At 72.6% G+C, this 16,763-nt stretch carries 12 protein-coding genes and 1 pseudogene; 10 read left to right on the forward strand and 3 right to left on the reverse strand.

Annotated features, from left to right (window positions below):
• Together ABZ848_RS42475 and ABZ848_RS42480 are read left to right on the forward strand one after the other, a co-directional pair.
• On the forward strand, nucleotides 1–798 hold a 798-nt coding region (locus ABZ848_RS42475), incomplete at its 5' end, for a hypothetical protein (RefSeq protein ID WP_360840775.1).
• 45 nt (nucleotides 799–843) lie between these two features.
• Nucleotides 844–3,171, forward strand: coding sequence for a DUF4132 domain-containing protein (locus tag ABZ848_RS42480; RefSeq protein WP_360840777.1), 2,328 nt, complete (start codon nucleotides 844–846; stop codon nucleotides 3,169–3,171).
• A gap of 3 nt (nucleotides 3,172–3,174) precedes the next feature.
• Here ABZ848_RS42480 and ABZ848_RS42485 read toward each other — a convergent pair whose 3' ends face one another.
• Complete coding sequence (locus ABZ848_RS42485) at nucleotides 3,175–4,083, reverse strand: LysR family transcriptional regulator (protein WP_360840778.1); 909 nt, start codon at nucleotides 4,081–4,083, stop codon at nucleotides 3,175–3,177.
• Nucleotides 4,084–4,164: 81 nt separating this feature from the next.
• Between ABZ848_RS42485 and ABZ848_RS42490 the strand changes: the two genes are divergently transcribed.
• The 8 genes and pseudogenes from ABZ848_RS42490 to ABZ848_RS42525 all read left to right on the forward strand — a co-directional run bounded on the left by ABZ848_RS42490 (nucleotide 4,165) and on the right by ABZ848_RS42525 (nucleotide 14,111).
• Complete coding sequence (locus tag ABZ848_RS42490; RefSeq protein ID WP_360840780.1) at nucleotides 4,165–4,989, forward strand: SDR family NAD(P)-dependent oxidoreductase; 825 nt, start codon at nucleotides 4,165–4,167, stop codon at nucleotides 4,987–4,989.
• Nucleotides 4,990–5,096: 107 nt separating this feature from the next.
• Nucleotides 5,097–7,364, forward strand: a complete 2,268-nt coding sequence (locus ABZ848_RS42495; RefSeq protein ID WP_360840781.1) for a DEAD/DEAH box helicase — start codon at nucleotides 5,097–5,099, stop codon at nucleotides 7,362–7,364.
• Nucleotides 7,365–7,478: 114 nt separating this feature from the next.
• Complete coding sequence (locus ABZ848_RS42500) at nucleotides 7,479–8,663, forward strand: DUF4190 domain-containing protein (RefSeq protein ID WP_360840783.1); 1,185 nt, start codon at nucleotides 7,479–7,481, stop codon at nucleotides 8,661–8,663.
• A 147-nt stretch (nucleotides 8,664–8,810) separates the two neighbouring features.
• Nucleotides 8,811–9,563: a GntR family transcriptional regulator gene (locus ABZ848_RS42505; protein WP_360840785.1), complete on the forward strand. Its 753-nt coding sequence runs from the start codon at nucleotides 8,811–8,813 to the stop codon at nucleotides 9,561–9,563.
• 279 nt (nucleotides 9,564–9,842) lie between these two features.
• Nucleotides 9,843–10,112: pseudogene (locus tag ABZ848_RS42510) on the forward strand (SPOR domain-containing protein); the annotation flags it as partial.
• A gap of 33 nt (nucleotides 10,113–10,145) precedes the next feature.
• Nucleotides 10,146–10,562, forward strand: a complete 417-nt coding sequence (locus ABZ848_RS42515; RefSeq protein ID WP_360840786.1) for a (deoxy)nucleoside triphosphate pyrophosphohydrolase — start codon at nucleotides 10,146–10,148, stop codon at nucleotides 10,560–10,562.
• Nucleotides 10,563–10,744: 182 nt separating this feature from the next.
• Nucleotides 10,745–11,173: an ATP-binding protein gene (locus ABZ848_RS42520; RefSeq protein WP_360840787.1), complete on the forward strand. Its 429-nt coding sequence runs from the start codon at nucleotides 10,745–10,747 to the stop codon at nucleotides 11,171–11,173.
• Nucleotides 11,174–11,444: 271 nt separating this feature from the next.
• The gene (locus tag ABZ848_RS42525) at nucleotides 11,445–14,111 is read left to right on the forward strand and encodes a SpoIIE family protein phosphatase (RefSeq protein ID WP_360840789.1); all 2,667 of its coding nucleotides are present in this window, start codon (nucleotides 11,445–11,447) and stop codon (nucleotides 14,109–14,111) included.
• Here the strand turns inward: ABZ848_RS42525 and ABZ848_RS42530 are convergent.
• Entirely contained in the window at nucleotides 14,098–15,621 is a 1,524-nt protein-coding gene (locus ABZ848_RS42530; RefSeq protein WP_360840790.1) for a hypothetical protein, read from the reverse strand. The two genes, ABZ848_RS42525 and ABZ848_RS42530, sit on opposite strands and share 14 nt — an antisense overlap.
• Nucleotides 15,622–15,693: 72 nt before the next feature.
• Nucleotides 15,694–16,680, reverse strand: a complete 987-nt coding sequence (locus tag ABZ848_RS42535) for an endonuclease/exonuclease/phosphatase family protein (protein WP_360840889.1) — start codon at nucleotides 16,678–16,680, stop codon at nucleotides 15,694–15,696.
• Nucleotides 16,681–16,763: the final 83 nt, after the last annotated feature.

Consider the following 16,763-nt stretch of genomic DNA (forward strand, 5'->3'; position numbering starts at 1 on the left):
GTCCGCCAGGCGTCGCAGCACACCCAGATACGGCATGGCGTCCGGCACCCGCACCAGCGTCTCGGTCGCCGGCCCTCGGACCCGCTGGCCGACGCGGAGACGGTGACCGCCGGGCGGCAGGCGGCGGTGGCGTACGGAGAGACGGTGACCGGCGGGCCGCAGGGGGCCGTGGCCTACGGTGAGACCGTGACCGGCGGGCGGCACGCTGCCGTATCGCACGGGGAGGGCGTGCCGACGGCCTGGGGCACCACGTCGCTCCGGCCCTCGGACGGGCGGCCGGCGCGGCCCGGGCGGCTGCGGTGGGTCCTGGCGGGTACGGCGGTGCTGGCGGCGGGGACCGTCGGAGGGCTGTTTCTCGCCGGGTTGCCGCCGTTCGCGGACGGGGTGAAGACGACGACCGTCAGTCAGGTCGTCCAGTCGGCGACCGGCTGGCAGGCGGTGACCGGGGTGTCGGTGCGGCGCGGGGACCAGGTCGCCGTGCGGTTCGTGTCGGGGGAGTGGACGGCCGCCACCGCGAACATGCCCATGACCGGGCCCGCCGGGTACGACGCGGAGACCGACAAGCGGCTCGACGGCGCGAAGGACTGCAAGATCAAGAAGGCGGCGCCGTTCGGTGCGCTGCTGGCCGTCCTCGCCGGCGTCAAGAACCCTCCCGTGCACACCGTCGGACGCGGCCTGACCTTCAAGGCCGCCGGCAGCGGCACCCTCCAACTCGGCATGAACGACACCGCCGGCTACTGCTCCCAGGACAACCGGGGCTCGCTGACGGTACGGGTGAGCGTGACGCACAAGGGCTGAGACGCGGGATCCGGATTGTCAGTGGCGGCTGCCATCATCCGCCGCATGCTCTACGACAGGCTGTTGCGCGCGCTGACCGACCCGGACTTCAGGATCGAGGTCCCGTACGCCGAGCTGCCGCGCCTGACCGAGACCCAGCTCGGCACCCTCCTCCCGGAGGCCCACGCCGTGCCCTCGACCGCGCCGCACGAACTGACGCGGCTGGCCTTCGCCGTCGAGGGCGCGGCGAAGAACCGGCAGCCGCGCTACACACCCGCCGCCTGTCGCCGGATGTTCGAGGTGCTGGTGGAGCGGAGCGAGGAGCGCGGCTGGGTGGACCTCGAGCCAGGTGTGGACGCCCTGCGGCACTGCACGGGTCCGCTCCCCGACGTGTCCGAACAGGTCGGCGCCCTGGTCGAGTTCCGTCTCGCGAAGGACGTCGTACGCCAGCCGTTCGCGCTGATCACCATGGCCACGCTCACCGGCGGGGAGACACAGCGCGCGGTCGTGGCCCGCCTCTCCCGGGACGTGGGCCCCGTCGTCGCGGACGAGATCGCCGCCGTCGCCGGCCTCGACGCGGCGGAGCAGGCACGGCTGTCCGAGATCGTGCAGGAGCACTGGTCCGACCCCACGCCGTCCTCCGCCGACGCATGGCGCGAGGCCGCCGAGCACCCCGCCTACGTGGCGTTCGCCCGCCGCGCGCTGGAGGCGGCGGCCGACCGCGCCGACGCGATCCGGGCCGGCGAGATCCCCTACCGGGCCGACAAGGCGTTCACCGAGCGGGAGATCGGCACGCTCGGCCGCGCCGCACGCGTCGCCCTGCTGCGCGACGAGCCCTGGCTGCCCGCACTCCTCGACCGCCTCCTGCCCGGCATCGTCCTCGCCCCGACGGCGGCGAGGACGGTCCCGTCGCAGGCGCTGCTGTACGAACTGGCCCGCGCCGCCCAGGACTTCCCGACCCCCGAGATGGTCACCGCGCTGCGTCACGTGCGCACGATCGTCCGGCACGCGGGCGTGCCCAAGCAGCTCGCCAAGATGCTCAAGAAGATCGACGCGGCCCTCGCCGAACGCACCGACGTCGCGCTGCGGCTGCCCGCGCTGGGCTTCGAGGGCGACGGCGTCCTGCGCCGGGAGGCGGGCGAGTACGCGGCCGTCGTCCGGGTCGACGGCACGACCGCCGAACTGACCTGGGAGAAGGACGGCCGCCCCCTGCGCTCGGTCCCCGCGCCGGTACGCCGTGACCACGCCGAGCTGGTCAAGGAGCTGCGCGACCTGGTCAAGCGGGTCGGCAGCCAACTCGCCACCCTGGTGCGCGCGTTGGAGGGCGGCTACACGGTCGACGCGGTCCACCCGTACGGCTGGTGGCGCACCGGGCTGGCCGCCCATCCCCTCGCCCGCTCCGTCGTCCGCCGCCTGATCTGGGAGGTCGAGACCGCGCCGGGCGACTGGCGCGCCGTCCTGCCGGAGACGGAGACCGACGACCTCCCCGACGCCCCAGAGGACGCCGCCGTACGCCTGTGGCATCCCCTGCGCTCCGACCCGGACTCTGTCCGCACCTGGCGGGACCTGCTGACCGAGCGGCGCATACGGCAGCCGTTCAAGCAGGCCTTCCGCGAGATCTATCTCCTCACCCCGGCCGAGGAGGCGACCCGCACCTACTCCAACCGCTTCGCCGCCCACCTCGTGCACTACCGCAGGATGTTCGCGCTGTTCCGGGCGCGCGGCTGGAAGAGCAACCTGCTCGGGCACTGGTCCGACGGCGAACAGGACGGCGCCGTACGGATCTTGGCGGCGGGGGAGTGGCAGGTCCGCTTCCTGCACTCGCTGGCCGACTGGGACGGCGACGAGCCGCTGGCCTCGACCGACCAGGTGCGCTTCTCCCGCCGGGTGGAGGGGATTTGGCGGGAGGCGCCGCTCGCCGAGGTACCGCCGCTGGTGTTCAGCGAGGCGATGCGCGACGTGGACCTCTTCGTCGGCGTCACGTCCGTCGCCGCCGACCCCGACTGGGCCGACGGCGGTCCTGTGCGCGCCTACTGGGAGCGGGCCGGCTTCGCCGAGCTGACCGCGAGCGCCGAGGCGCGCCGCGATGTCCTGGGGCGGATCCTGCCGCGCCTGAAGATCGCCGACCGCTGCTCGCTCGACGGCCGCTTCCTGGTGGTCCGCGGCGAGCTGCGCACGTACAGGATCCATCTCGGCTCGGCCAACATCCTGATGGAGCCGGACGATTCGTATCTCTGCATCGTCCCGGCGCGAGGCAAGGGCGGCGACGGAAAGGTGTTCCTGCCCTTCGAGGACGAGCGGCTGTCCCTGATCCTCAGCAAGGCGTTCCTGCTGGCCGACGACACACGCATAACCGACGCGTCGATCCTGGCGCAGATCGGGCGGGGAGCCTGAGGCTCAGGCCGGTTCGGCCACCTGCCGGCAGGCCTCCGCGTACGCCCGCACCAGCGGTCTGCGGTCTCCCTTCCGCCAGGCCAGGGCGTAACGGCTGGGCGCCAGGCCCCGCACCGGGCGGGTGAGCACGCCGCCCAGGGTGATCAGCGGGACGTTCCCCGCCGCCACCAGGCAGACGCCCAGCCCCGCGACCAGCGCCTCGTACGTCTCCTCGGTGCTCGCGATCTCCGCGCCGATCCGCGGCGGCTGCCCGTCGCGTTCGTCGAGGGCGAGCCAGTGGTCGCGCAGCGGCCCGGCGCCGGCCGGGAGGGCGAGGAACGGTTCGTCGGCCAGGTCCGCGAAGTCGATCTCGGCGCGGTCGACGAGCCGATGGCCCTCGGGCAGCGCGACAAGCCGGGGCTCCTCGGCGACCACCGTCCAGGCGTAACGCTCCTGGTCGGGCAGCGGCAGCCAGACGAAGGCCACGTCCGCGTCACCGTCCGCGAGCCCCGCCGTCGGATCCTCCCAGCTCACCTGCCGCAGCCGTACCACGGCCTGTGGCTGGGCCGCCGTGAAGCGGGAGCGGATCGCGGGCAGCAGACCACCGCGCCCCGGGCTGGTGCTCATCCCGACGACCAGCGTGCTGCGCAGCGCGGCCCGCGCCTCGGCCACCACGTCCGCGCCCTGCGCCCACGCGGCCAACACCCGCCGCGCGTACGGCAGTAGCGCGGCACCGGCCGCGGTCAGCTCCACGCCCCGCCGGTCCCGGCGCAGCAGCTCCACCCCCAACTGCCGCTCCAGCGCCCGGATCTGCTTGCTCAGCGCGGGCTGCGACACGTACAGCCGCTCGGCGGCGCGCGTGAAGTGCAGTTCCTCCGCCACCGTGACGAAGTACCGCAGGTCCCGCACATGGACGTCCGTCGTCATAGCCATCGGTTATCACCGTAGGTCTTGGACGGGTGCCGGTGCACGGGAAGAACCTGGATCCCGAACCACTTCGGGAGGGAGCGAGCCATGAACAGGGTCTGGCTGATCACCGGCGCGAGCAGCGGACTGGGGCGCGCCGTCGCCGAGGCGGCCGTCGCCGACGGCGACGTGGTCGTCGGCGCGGCGCGGCGGCCCGAGGGGCTGGACGACCTGGTGGCCGCCCACCCCGACCAGGTGGAGGCGCTGAAACTGGACGTCGCCGACGTGAGCGCCGCCGAGCCGGCCGTGCGGGACGTGGTGGCACGGCACGGGCGGATCGACGTGCTGGTCAACAACGCGGGCCGGGGGCATGTCGGCGCGTTCGAGGAGACGACGGACGAGGAACTGCGCGCCCTGTTCGACGTGCACGTCTTCGGGCCGGCGGCGCTGGTGCGGGCGGTACTGCCGTACATGCGCTCGCGGCGCTCGGGGGCGATCGTGCAGATGAGCAGCATGGGCGGGCAGACCTCCTACCCGGGCTTCTCGGCGTACAGCGGCACGAAGTTCGCCCTGGAGGGCATGTCCGAGGCGCTTGTGGGCGAGGTCGCGGAGTACGGCATCAAGGTGCTGGTCGTGGAGCCGGGCGCGTTCCGCACGTCCCTCTACGACGGCACGCAGGCCAGCACGGACGCGGGCGCGTACGCCACGGTGGGCGGCACGCGGGCGATGGTCGACGCGGGCTTCGACGACAAGGCCGGCGACCCCGCGAAGGCGGCGACCCTGATCCTCACGGCCCTGGCCTCAGAGCACACCCCCCTCCGCCTCCCCCTGGGCGACGACGGAGTGAGCGCGGTGCTCGCCCACCTGGACCAGGTGCGCGACGACGTCATGACCTGGGAGAAACGCACCCGCCGCACGGGTTTCCGGGACTGAAGCACATCGCGCGCGTGCAACCCTCTCTCCCCGCGAGCCGTCACCGTTGTCAGACCCCGATGCCACTATGGGCGTACGGGTCGGGTGGCGTCTGAGGGGTGGGGATCGTGGCGGGCGAGGGGGTGCAGGCGGTGCCCGTGGGGCGGCGGGCGCGGGACGTGTGCGCGCGGGGCACGCGGCTGTACGACGCCGCCCGCACCGTCCTCGACGACCACACCCGCGCCCTGGAAGCCGTCCGCTCCGCACTCGCCCCGCTCCGCGACGAACTCGTCGCCAAGGAGCTGGAGAACATCCCGGTCGGCCGCCTCAAGGACGCCGCCGAGGGCCGGCTGCGGCTGACGGCCGTCGAGTCGGCCGGGTTCACGACCGTGCGTTCGGTGTACGAGGCGACCCGCTTCGACCTGCGCCAGATCCCCGGCGTCGGCGCCCAGACCGCCGACCAGGCCCTCGCCGCCGCCCGCCAGATCGCCCGCGCCGTCGAGGAGACGGTCTCGGTCCGCATCGACGTCGACAACCCGGAACCCCGCACCACCGCCCTGGTCGTCGCCCTGCACCGGCTCGTCGAGGCCGGCCCCGAGCTCCGCAAGGCCGTCGACACCGCCACCCGACTCGACCGCAGACTGCGGGAGCTGATTCCCGCGGCCCGCCCCGCGACCGGCCGCCTCCGCCTCGCCCTCACCGGCCGCCGCCGCAAGGAGGCCGCCCTCGCCGCCACGGCCGAGCTCCGCGAGCTGACCGCCGACGCGGAGACCCGCGGCACCCGCCTCCAGCTGGCCCAGGCCTCCACCGACCTCCTGCGCGGCCCCGCCTCGGACATCGAGGCCTGGGTCGACTTCGAGCTGCGCTCCGCCGAGTACTACAGCCGGCTCGCCGACGTCTCCGCGCACCGCACGGACGAGGAGGCCGCCGAGGGTTACCTGCCGTCCGAGGTCGCCGAGCGGGTCCGCGCCCAGCCACTCGACGACACCCACAGCCGGGTGTCCCTGCGCGGCTACCAGTCCTTCGGCGCCCGCTTCGCCCTGGCCCAGCGCCGGGTGGTCCTCGGCGACGAGATGGGCCTGGGCAAGACGGTCCAGGCGATCGCCGCCCTCGCCCACCTCGCGGCCGACGGCCAGACCCACTTCCTCGTCGTCTGCCCGGCGAGCGTCCTGATCAACTGGACCCGCGAGATCCGCTCCCGCAGCGCCCTGCGGGCGGTCCCGGTGCACGGCCCCGACCGGCAGGAGGCGTACGCGCAGTGGCGCGAGCGCGGCGGCGTCGCCCTCACCACCTTCGACCTGCTGCACACCTTGCCGGCACCGGACGCCAAGAGGTCTCCGAGGTACTCGAAGCCCCCGAGATCCCCGAAATCCCAGAAGACCTCGAAGGCCCCCAAGACTCTCATGGCGCCGGATTCCCCGAAGCCCGCCATGCTCGTCGTCGACGAGGCGCACTACGTGAAGAACCCCGAGACCCGCCGCGCCAAGTCCATCGCCGCCTGGACCAGGTCGGCCGACCGCGTCCTGTTCCTCACCGGCACCCCGATGGAGAACCACGTCGAGGAGTTCCGCACCCTGGTCCGCTACCTCCAGCCGGACCTGGTCCCCAGGATCCGCGACGGGGACGCGGTCGCAGGCCCGTACGTCTTCCGCCGGTCCGTCGCCCCCGCCTACCTCCGCCGCAACCAGCAGGACGTCCTCACCGAACTGCCCGCGCTGCTCCAGGTCGACGAGTGGGAGGAGTTCAGCGCGGCGGACGAGGACGCGTACCGCACGGCGGTCGCCGCGGGGAACTTCATGGCGATGCGCCGCGCCGGATACGCCGACCCCGAGAAGTCCGCCAAGCTCCAGCGCCTGCGCGAACTGGTCGCGGAGGCGGCGGCCAACGGCCTGAAGGTGGTGGTCTTCTCGTACTTCCGCGACGTCCTGGCCACGGTCCACGAGACCCTGGGCGACGCCGTGTTCGGCCCGATATCCGGCACGGTCCCGGCCGCCCGCCGCCAGCGGCTCGTCGACGACTTCACGGCCGCCGACGGCCACGCGGTCCTGCTCGCCCAGATCGAGGCCGGCGGCGTGGGCCTGAACCTCCAGGCCGCCTCGGTCGTGATCCTCTGCGAACCGCAGGTCAAACCCACCCTGGAACACCAGGCCGTGGCCCGCGCCCACCGCATGGGCCAGGTCCGCCCGGTCCAGGTGCACCGCCTGCTCGCCACGGACAGCGTGGACGAACGCCTGCTGCGCATCCTGGAGAACAAGAACCGCCTCTTCGACGCGTACGCCCGCCGCAGCGACACCGCGGAGGCGACACCGGACGCGGTCGACGTCACGGACGCCGGCATCGCCCGCCGGATCGTGGAGGAGGAACAGCGAAGGCTGGCGGGCGAACCGGCCGAGTGACCGCGGTATCCGTCCCCGAGGGCCCCTGTTTACGATGCGCCCAGTCGTACACCCGCGGCACAGCGGCACACGTACGTCTCCCCACCCACCGCCCGAGCCAGGAGCACGGTACCTGTGTCCATACCCCCGCCCCCTGGGCCCTACCAGCCCCAGGAACCCCAAGGGCCGTACCAGCAGGGCCAGTTCCCCTACCAGCAGGGCCAGTTCCCGTACCAGCCGTGGGCCCAGGGCTACACCCCGTACAACCGCCCCGCCCCCGTCAACGGCCTCGCCATCGCCTCCCTCGTCCTGGGCATCCTCTGCTGCATCCCGGGCCTCGGACTGCTGCTCGGCCTGATCGCGCTCGGCCAGATCAGGAAGAACGGCGAGCGCGGCAAGAGCATGGCGGTCTACGGGTCGGTGCTCTCCACGCTCGGGCTCATCCTGTGGGTGCTGGTCCTCTCGACCGGCGCCGCCTCCGACTTCTGGGACGGCTTCAAGGACACCGCCCGCGACAACGGCAGCGCCTACACCCTCGCCAAGGGCGAGTGCTTCGACTCCCCGAGCGGCTCCCTGGAGGGCGAGGCCTACGACGTCGACAAGGTGCCCTGCGCCGGTGAGCACGACGGCGAGGTCTTCGCCTCGTTCAGGATGAGCGGCTACGACTCCTACCCCGGCGACCGCAAGGTCACCGACGTTGCCGACACCCGCTGCTGGTCGCTGCGCTACGACTACGCCATGGACGCCTGGGCCGTCCCCGACGACGTGGACGTGTACTACCTGACGCCGACCCGGGACAGCTGGGGACTCGGCGACCGCGAGATCACCTGCGTGTTCGGCAACACCGACGAGAAGGCGAGCCTGACCGGCTCGGTGCGCAACGACGCCCGGACCCTGGACGCCGACCAGCTCGCCTACCTGAACGCCGTCAACATCACCAACCGGGCCCTGGACGCACAGCCTGTGGACAGCCCGGACGACGACCTCAAGGCCAACACCCGCTGGGCGGACCGGATGTCGGACGCGTTCACCAGGCAGGCCGCCCAACTCCGCGCCCACGACTGGCCGTCCGGCGCGCAGGGCCCGGTCACGGCCGTCGCCCAGCAGGTCGAGACGATCCGGAAGGAGTGGGCGAAGGCCGCCAAGGCCACCGACGCGGACGCCTTCTACGCGTCCTACGACCGTGCCATGACCCTCTCCACCACCGGCAGGTCGGTCACCGCACGCAAGGCTCTGGGCCTCGCCACCACCCCGCCTCCGGACGGCGAAACCGGCGGCGGAGAGGAGAGCGGCGGAGACTCCTCCGACATTCAGGTGTGACGGCGGCTATAGCGGGGAGAAAGTGCCTGCGTAAAGCCTTCCCCCGGAACATGTCATCACATCGAGTGATTCTCTGGCCTTTGCTTGCATGGCGGAACCCACGGTTGCCACGCTGTTGCTGTCTGTACAACCTGATGGGAGCGGCCAGTGACTTTCGGTGAGCAGCCGGCGTATCTGCGGGTCGCGGGTGATCTCCGCAAGAAGATCGTCAGCGGTTCGCTGCCACCGCACACCCGTCTCCCCTCCCAGGCCAGAATCCGCGAGGAGTACGGCGTCTCGGACACCGTCGCCCTGGAGGCGCGCAAGGTGCTGATGGCCGAGGGCCTGGTCGAGGGCCGCTCCGGCTCCGGGACGTACGTCCGCGAGCGCCCCGTCCCGCGCAGCGTCGCCCGCTCCGGCTTCCGCCCCGACGGCGGGGCCACCCCCTTCCGCCAGGAGCAGGCCGACGGCGCGGCCCGCGGCACCTGGGAGTCCCGCAGCGAGCAGACCGAGGCCGGCGGCATGGTCGCCGAGCGCCTCGGCATCAAGCCCGGCGACCGCGTGATGTGCACGAGGTACGTGTTCCGGGAGGCCGGCGAGGCGATGATGCTCTCCACCTCCTGGGAGCCCCTCGCGCTCACCGGCCGTACGCCCGTGATGCTCCCCGAGGAGGGCCCGCTGGGCGGCATGGGCGTGGTCGAGCGCATGGCGGCCATCGACGTGGTCGTGGACAACGTCACGGAGGAGGTCGGCGCCCGCCCCGGCCTCGCCGAGGAGCTGGTCGACCTGGGCGGCGTCCCCGGCCATGTCGTCCTCGTCATCCAGCGCACGTTCTACGCCTCGGGCCGGGCCGTGGAGACCGCCGACGTGGTCATCCCGGCCGACCGCTACCGGGTCGCGTACCACCTCCCGGTGAAATAGCGCACACCTTTACGGCGGTTGCCCCCGCCGGCTCCCCTCCGCACCCCCTCCCACCGCTCGCGCGCCCCGTCCGCGCGCCGGTGGATTCCGGTCGTTCTCGCAGGTCGCCCGAGGCATGCCCGAAATCCCGCTGACCGGATGCGTCAAGGCTCCCGAGCGGCGCGTTCGAACTCGTGCGCCCCCCTCGTTCTGGCCGGTTGCGTACCTCTTTGTGAAAAGCCGTGTTCGCTGCGTAAAGGTTAGGCGTAGGCTCGGGCATATGCGGATTGCGGTTTCCTTAGCGGGCGGGGCACGGCACGAACCGCGTGGCGGCGGGCGCGCCGAGGTGGGAAGGAGTGGTGGGGGGCGATGAACGACGGCACGATCACTCTTCCCTGGCTCGTCATACGGCAGGACGACAACGGCAACCGTTACCGGGTGGGCAGGTACGCGACCAGGGCGGAGGCCCAGAAGATCGCGGACAGCCTCGACGACCGCGGCCACAAGCAGCTCTACTGGGTCGAACGCATCGGCCAGAACGGCCAGGGCGGCACCGCCACGGCCAACTGACCCGCCCCGCGCGCCTCCCCTAGGCTCCACTCCATGACGGAACGGATCGTGGTGGTGGGCGCGGCCCTCTTCGACGGCACCCACCTCCTGGCAGCCCGCCGAAGCGCACCCCCCGCCCTGGCCGGCCGCTGGGAACTCCCCGGCGGCAAGGTGGAACCGGGCGAGACCCCGGAGGCGGCCCTGGTCCGCGAACTCCAGGAGGAACTGGGCGTCCAGGCGGAGCCCCAGACCCGCGTCCCAGGCGAGTGGCCTCTAAAACCGCCGTACATCCTCCAGGTCTGGACGGCCAGACTCCTCCCGGATTCCCCGCCCCCGAAGCCCCTCCAGGACCACGACGACCTGCGCTGGCTGACCCTGGACGAGCTGTGGGACGTCGATTGGCTCGACCAGGACGTAGAAGCAGTCCAAGCGCTGACCAACCTTCTTTTCAGGGGCGCGGGGCTGTATTGATATGCGGCTCCGCCGCGTGGGCGCGACAAGCCCCAACGCACCCGCACCCGCCACACAACCTCACCCCCCGAGCTCCCAGGCGCACGCCGCTTACTCCATTCGTGCCACAGTGCGCCGCCCCGGACGGTAACGCCCACCGAATATCGGGTATGTCCCAATTAACCCCACGAAACCAGACATCGGTGGGCTCGCTGTCCTGGGAAGTGATCGGCGTGATCGACACCGAAGGCGACTGCGCCGAGTGGACCTTCCCCGCGGAACCGGGCGCCGTACGCAACGCCCGCGCAGCGGTCCGCGGTCAACTGCACACCTGGAACCTCGACACCCTCGGCGACCTCGCAACCCTGCTGGTCAGCGAGCTGGTCACCAACTCCCTGCGGCACGCGACCGGCCCCATCGGCGTCCGCCTCGTCCGCCCCGGAAGCCTCCCCGACGTCCTGCTCGTGGAGGTCTCCGACCCCCTCCCCGACCCGCCCCTCGAACGCGTCGCCCGCCCCGAGGACGAGAGCGGCCGCGGCCTCCAGCTGGTCGCCCACTCCTCCCGCCGCTGGGGCACCCGCCCCGGCGAGGCGGGCAAGACGGTGTGGTTCGAACTGGCGGTACCTGGCTGATCCGGGCGGATCGAGGCCGATCCGTGCTGTACGACCACCCCCGCCCTGTCGACCGACTGGTTCAGGCCAGTGGCAGTTGTCGGTGGGCGTGATTCGACGAGGTGTTGGCTGGTTAGAAGACTGGAAGTGTTCTCGCAGCCGGGACCGAAAACCGTCGGGACCGTGCTGTGATCGTGAACACCGTGTTGTGCGGCGCCGTAGTGCTGGATACTGCGGGCAGCCGCCCCCGGTGACCGGTGCCGGACGCGGTGAGCTGGAGGGGACGGTTCGCGTGAGCGAGATACCAGCGAAGGCCACGGAGTCCACGGACCCGTCGGGCGGCGCGAGGTCACAGGCCGCGGGTGATGCCGCCGCGGACGCGACGAGGCGTGCGACGACGGGTGGCGCGGGGCTTCGTGACATCGGCCTGGGCGACGCGCCGGGCGGTGACGCGATGTGGCAGAGCAGTCCGCCCGGCTCGATCTACGACTACATCAAGGTCGCGTCCTTCTCCATCGGCCCCGACGGCCTGGTCGACCAGTGGAGCCTCAGGGCCGAGCAGCTCTTCGGCATCCCCGCGGAGCACGCCGTCGGGATGGACCCCATCGAGGCGTTCATCGACTCGGATCTGCGCGAGCAGGGCCAGCGCAAGATGGCCGAGATCCTCGACGGGCGGGAGTGGACCGGTGTGGTCCCCTTCCGGATGCCGGAGACGGCCGACGGCGAGTGCGGCCGGGAGGGCCTCGCCGAGGTCTATGTCATGCCGACGCGGACCGAGGAGGGTGAGAAGGCGGCCGTCTGCATCGTCGTCGACGTCCGCACCCTGCGCAGCATCGAGACCGACCTCGCCGCCTCGCAGGCGATTTTCGGTCAATCTCCGTTCGGCTTCCTGCTGATCGACCCCGACCTGCGGGTCCGGCGCGCCAACCAGCGGTTCGCCTCGCTCTTCGGCGGCAGTCCGGACGACCACCGCGGCAAGGGCGTCCACGACTACCTGCCGCGCCCCGAGGCCGAGCGGGTCGCCGCGACCCTGCGCCGGGTCCTGGATACCGGCGACTCCATCACGGACATGCACGTCACGGGCTTTCTGCCGGGCTCGGACGAGCGCCGTCACTGGTCCATCAACCTTTACCGGGTGCACAGCGGTTCCGGCCGCCCCATCGGCATCGCCTGGCTCGGAACCGACATCACCGCCCGCCGCGCAGCGGCCCGGGAAGCGGCCTCCGCGCGGCGCAATCTCGCCCTTCTGAACGAGGCGGGCGCCCGCATAGGCAACTCCCTCGACCTGGAGACCACGGCCCGCGAACTCCTGGACGTCGTCGTCCCCGGCTTCTGCGACCTCGCGACGGTCGACCTCTACCAGGGCCTGCTGGCCGGCGACGAGACCCCGCCCGGCCTCGCCGACGGCAGCGCCGAGCTGCGCCGGGTGGCCTTCGCCAGCGCGGTCTCCGACGCCCCGTTCACCGGCTCGGGCCCGCCCGTGTCGGTCGGCGCGGTCCACCACTTCCCGTTCAACTCGCCCTGCGCGGACGCCCTGCGCACCGCCCGCACGCAGCTCATCCCCGCCGAGGAGGGCGGCCTCGTCCAGTCGACGCTGGCCGTGCCGATGGTCGCCCACGACACGGTCGTGGGACTCGCGCAGTTCGCCCGTACGAAGGGCAGCGAGCCGTTCGGCGACCGGGACCGTGACCTCGCGGTGGAGCTCGCCGCCCGCGCCGCCGTCTGCATCGACAACGCCCGCCTCTACCGCCGCGAGCACGAACGCGCGCTCATCCTGCAGCGCTCCCTGCTCCCACCCGGCGACCCGGTCGCCTCCGGCCTTGACATCGCCTGCCGCTACCTCCCCGGCAACTCCTCCGCGGACCGCCCCAGCGAGGTCGGCGGCGACTGGTTCGACGTGATCGAACTGCCGGGCCACCGCACGGCGTTGGTGGTCGGCGACGTCATGGGCCGCGGCCTGCGCGCGGCGGTGGCGATGGGCGAACTGCGCTCCGCGGTACGGACCCTGGCCCTGCTCGACCTCGAACCGGCCGAAGTCCTCAGCGCGTTGGACGAGATCGCCCGCGGCCTCGGCGCGCCCGGCGGCGTCCAGCAGGCCACCCGCGCCGCCCGCCGCCCCCGCGAGGCCGATCTCTCCGAGGTCTACCTCGCGACCTGCGTCTACGCTGTCTACGACTCCGTCACCCGCCGCTGCACCTTCGCCAACGCGGGGCATCTCCCGCCGGTCCTGGTCGAACCCGGCGAGGACGCGCTGATGCTCGACGTGCCGCCGGGCATGCCGCTCGGCGTCGGCGGGGAACCCTTCGAGGAGGTGGAGGTCGAACTACCCGAAGGTGCGCTGTTGGCGCTCTACACGGATGGACTGGTCGAAAGCCGCGATCATCCCCTCGACGAGGGCCTCCAGGCCTTCGTCGGCGCGCTGACCGACCCCACCCGGCCCCTGGAGGACGTCTGCGACCACGTCCTCAACACCCTCGACACGCACCACGGCGAGGACGACATCGCGCTGCTCATGGCCCGCGTGCAGGGGCTGCCGGCCGACTCCGTGGGCGACTGGACGCTGCCGCGGGAGCCGCGGAGCGTGGGGCGGGCGCGGGAGTATGCGCGCGGGCAGCTGCTGACGTGGGATCTGGAGCCGTTGGTCGACACGACGGAGCTGCTGGTCAGTGAGCTGGTGACGAACGCTCTGCGGTACGGCGAGGGTGATATTCGGCTGCGGCTGCTGCTGGACCGGACCCTGGTGTGCGAGGTCTGGGACTCCGGCCTCGTCCAGCCCCGCCGGCGCCGCGCCCGCGACACGGACGAAGGGGGCCGGGGGCTTCAGCTGGTGGGGCTGTTGAGCGCGGCTTGGGGGTCTCGGCGTACGCCTCGGGGGAAGACGGTGTGGTTCGAACTGCCGCTGCCGGACGGGGAGACGGGGCTGGCGGACCCTGCGGAGGCTTTGCTCAGTCTGTTTTGAGTGCGCCCAGGGATTGGGTGGGTGCTGTTGCGTGGCGAGTGCGGGTGGTTGGGCCGCCGTACGTCGGGGGTGTGCCGTTGGGCAGGAGGACTCCGCCCAGGACCGCTCCTGCCATGCCGGCCGCGTGGATCTCGTACGGGTTGCCGTGCAGGCGTACGTCCTGTTCGGCCAGGTCTCGGGACTCGCGGGCCAGGGAGTCGGCCGGCCGGCGTTCCGCCTCTGCGAGTCGGGTGCGGGCCGTGGCGCCCACCGCACCCCTGTGCGTCGCCACGAAACCCGCCGCTCCGGCGATGTCGGCCCGCGCGACCAGCAGTGCGGCGGCCGACAGGACTCCGGTCCGCCCCACACCGACCGCCGTGGTCGCCGTCACGATCCGGCGCAGGGCGTCGAGGGGGTCGTACGGGCCGGTCGCGGTCAGTTCTTCTCGTACGGCGGCCAGGACTTGGTCGGCCTGGGTGACGCCCTTCTCGCGCGCCCCTGCCAGCTCCGCCTCCGCTCCCGTCAGCGCGGGCGGGATCAGCGCTGCCGCCGATGCCAGAGCCTTGTCCAGGCGGTCGATGCCGGCGAGGAATTCGTCGGCCTGTGTGATCGCGCCCTCGGCTGCCCGCAGATGGCGTACCGACGCTGCTCCCTCACCCCTGTCGGCCGACTGGCGGGCCTCGTTGAGCCGGGTCGTGGCGAACAGCAGGCGGTCCTTGGCCTGTTCGACGTGGCCGGTGACGTCGGCGACCGCCGAGGGGCCGTATCGCGCGGTCAGTTCCGCCGGCTTCGCCTCTGCGGCTCCGGTTTGGCCCGCCAACTCCCGGAAGCGGGCCTCGGCCACCTCCAGCGCTTCTCCGATCCCGGCCTCCAGCCCCCGCAGCCGGTCGAACGCCTCCGCCTCCGCGTCCAGCCGCCTTCCCGCCTCCTGACACCGCCCGACCATCCCCGCGAGCGCGTGCCGCCTGGCCGTCTCGTCCCCGGGGACGCCCTCGTCGTACTGCTGCCGCATCCGGAAGGCGGCCGACAGTTCGGCGCTGGCGTCCCCGACGGTCTGTGCGAAGGGCATGACCGCGTCCGTGCCGAAACGGGCCTCGGCGAAGGCGAGTTCCTCCCGGCTGGTGCGTATGCAGTCGTCTGTTTCGACGAGCAACGCCCTTACGCGTTCGTCCAGTTCGTCCAGCGGGGGCGCGGTGGGTGTTGCCGGGGCCGGGACACCGCCGGGTGTCGTGCGGGTCCGCGCCCGCCGGGTGCGCCTCACATAGCCGTATCCGGCGAGCACGCCTGCTGCGCCCACGGCTACCAGCGGCAGTACCAGATCGGCGGCCGAGGTCTCGTCCTCGGCTGCGGTCACCTGTGCGCTCGTCGCGTGCGCCCGCGTGTCCGGGGGTGCGCCGCCGTCGCTGATCGTCATCCCGGGCAGCAGCAGCCACACCACCCCGGCCAGCCCGCCCACCAGGGTGTGCACCACGCGCACGGATATGTGGGAGGTGGCCCGCCGGGGGCGGCCCCGAATCAAGGATGACGTCACATTTCGGAGCGTATGAGGAGGAATGCGTGGGCGCGAGCGGGGTGGGCCAACGATGCCGGAGGGGGGGTCGGGTCACCAGCTGAGGGCGGCCGCCACCGGGCGGTGGTCGCTGGCCGTGGCCGGCAGGACCCAGCAGCTCTGCGGGTGGACTCCGCGGACCAGGATCTGGTCGATCCGCGCGATCGGGAACTTCGCCGGCCAGGTGAAGCCGAAGCCGTCCCCGGCCTCGGTCTGGGCCGAGTCCAGCTGTGCGGTGAGGGCGGTGAAGGCGCGGTCGTCGGTGGTGCCGTTCAGGTCGCCGAGCAGCACCATCCGCTTGTTCGGCTCGGCGGCGACGGCCTTGGCGAGCGCCTTGGCGTTGCGGTCCCGGCTCTCCGTCCAGAAACCGGTCCTGGGGAGCAGGCGTACGGATCCCAGGTGGGCGACGTACACCGCCAGCGGGCCCCGGCCCGTGGCCACCGTGGCGCGCAGCGCCCGGTTGTCGGCCAGAGTGACGGCCGCCGGCTTGGTGGCCGCCAGCGGGCCGTAGTCCGTCTCGATCTCGACCGGCCGGGCGTCCGACAGCGGCAGCTTGCTCCACAGCCCGACCGTGCCCTGGACCGTGTGATAGCGGTACGTGGTCGCCAGCGCCTTCTCGTACGCGGCCGTCGCCTGCGGGGTCAGCTCCTCCAGCGCCAGCACGTCCGCGCCGGAGGCGGCCAGGGCGCGGGCGGTACCGGCCGGGTCGGGGTTGTCGGCGCCGACGTTGTGACTGGCCACGACGAGGTCGCCGCCCGCGTGGGACTTGTCGGTGAGCAGGCCGCCGAAGAGGTTCAGCCACACGGTCACCGGCAGCAGCAGCGCGAGCCCCGCGGCGGCGGAGCGGCGCCACAGGGCTCCGGCCAGCAGCAGCGGGACGAACAGCAGGCCGAACCACGGCAGCACGCTCTCCACCAGGCTGCCCAGGCCCCCGGTGTCCGGGATCTCCGCGTGCAGCAGCATGAGCAGACCGAGCAGCAGCGCCGCCGCGGCCAGTAGCGGGCCGCGTTTCCAGGGGCCCGGCCGGGCTGCGGCGCGGATCGTCCGACGGAGGCTCGCGCGCCGGGGTCCTGCGACCTCCTGCTCGGTGTCCGGCTGCGTCGCCGTTCCGCCCCGCGCACGGT

It is taken from the genome of Streptomyces sp. NPDC047081 (assembly GCF_040643775.1).
Taxonomy (GTDB): domain Bacteria; phylum Actinomycetota; class Actinomycetes; order Streptomycetales; family Streptomycetaceae; genus Streptomyces.

What these genes read in the sequence shown, in the direction of transcription:
- ABZ848_RS42480 (WP_360840777.1), top strand. Translation starts at nt 844, where the DNA reads ATGCTCTACGACAGGCTGTTGCGCGCGCTGACCGACCCGGACTTCAGG.
- ABZ848_RS42485 (WP_360840778.1), bottom strand. Translation starts at nt 4,083, where the DNA reads ATGGCTATGACGACGGACGTCCATGTGCGGGACCTGCGGTACTTCGTC.
- ABZ848_RS42490 (WP_360840780.1), top strand. Translation starts at nt 4,165, where the DNA reads ATGAACAGGGTCTGGCTGATCACCGGCGCGAGCAGCGGACTGGGGCGC.
- ABZ848_RS42515 (WP_360840786.1), top strand. Translation starts at nt 10,146, where the DNA reads ATGACGGAACGGATCGTGGTGGTGGGCGCGGCCCTCTTCGACGGCACC.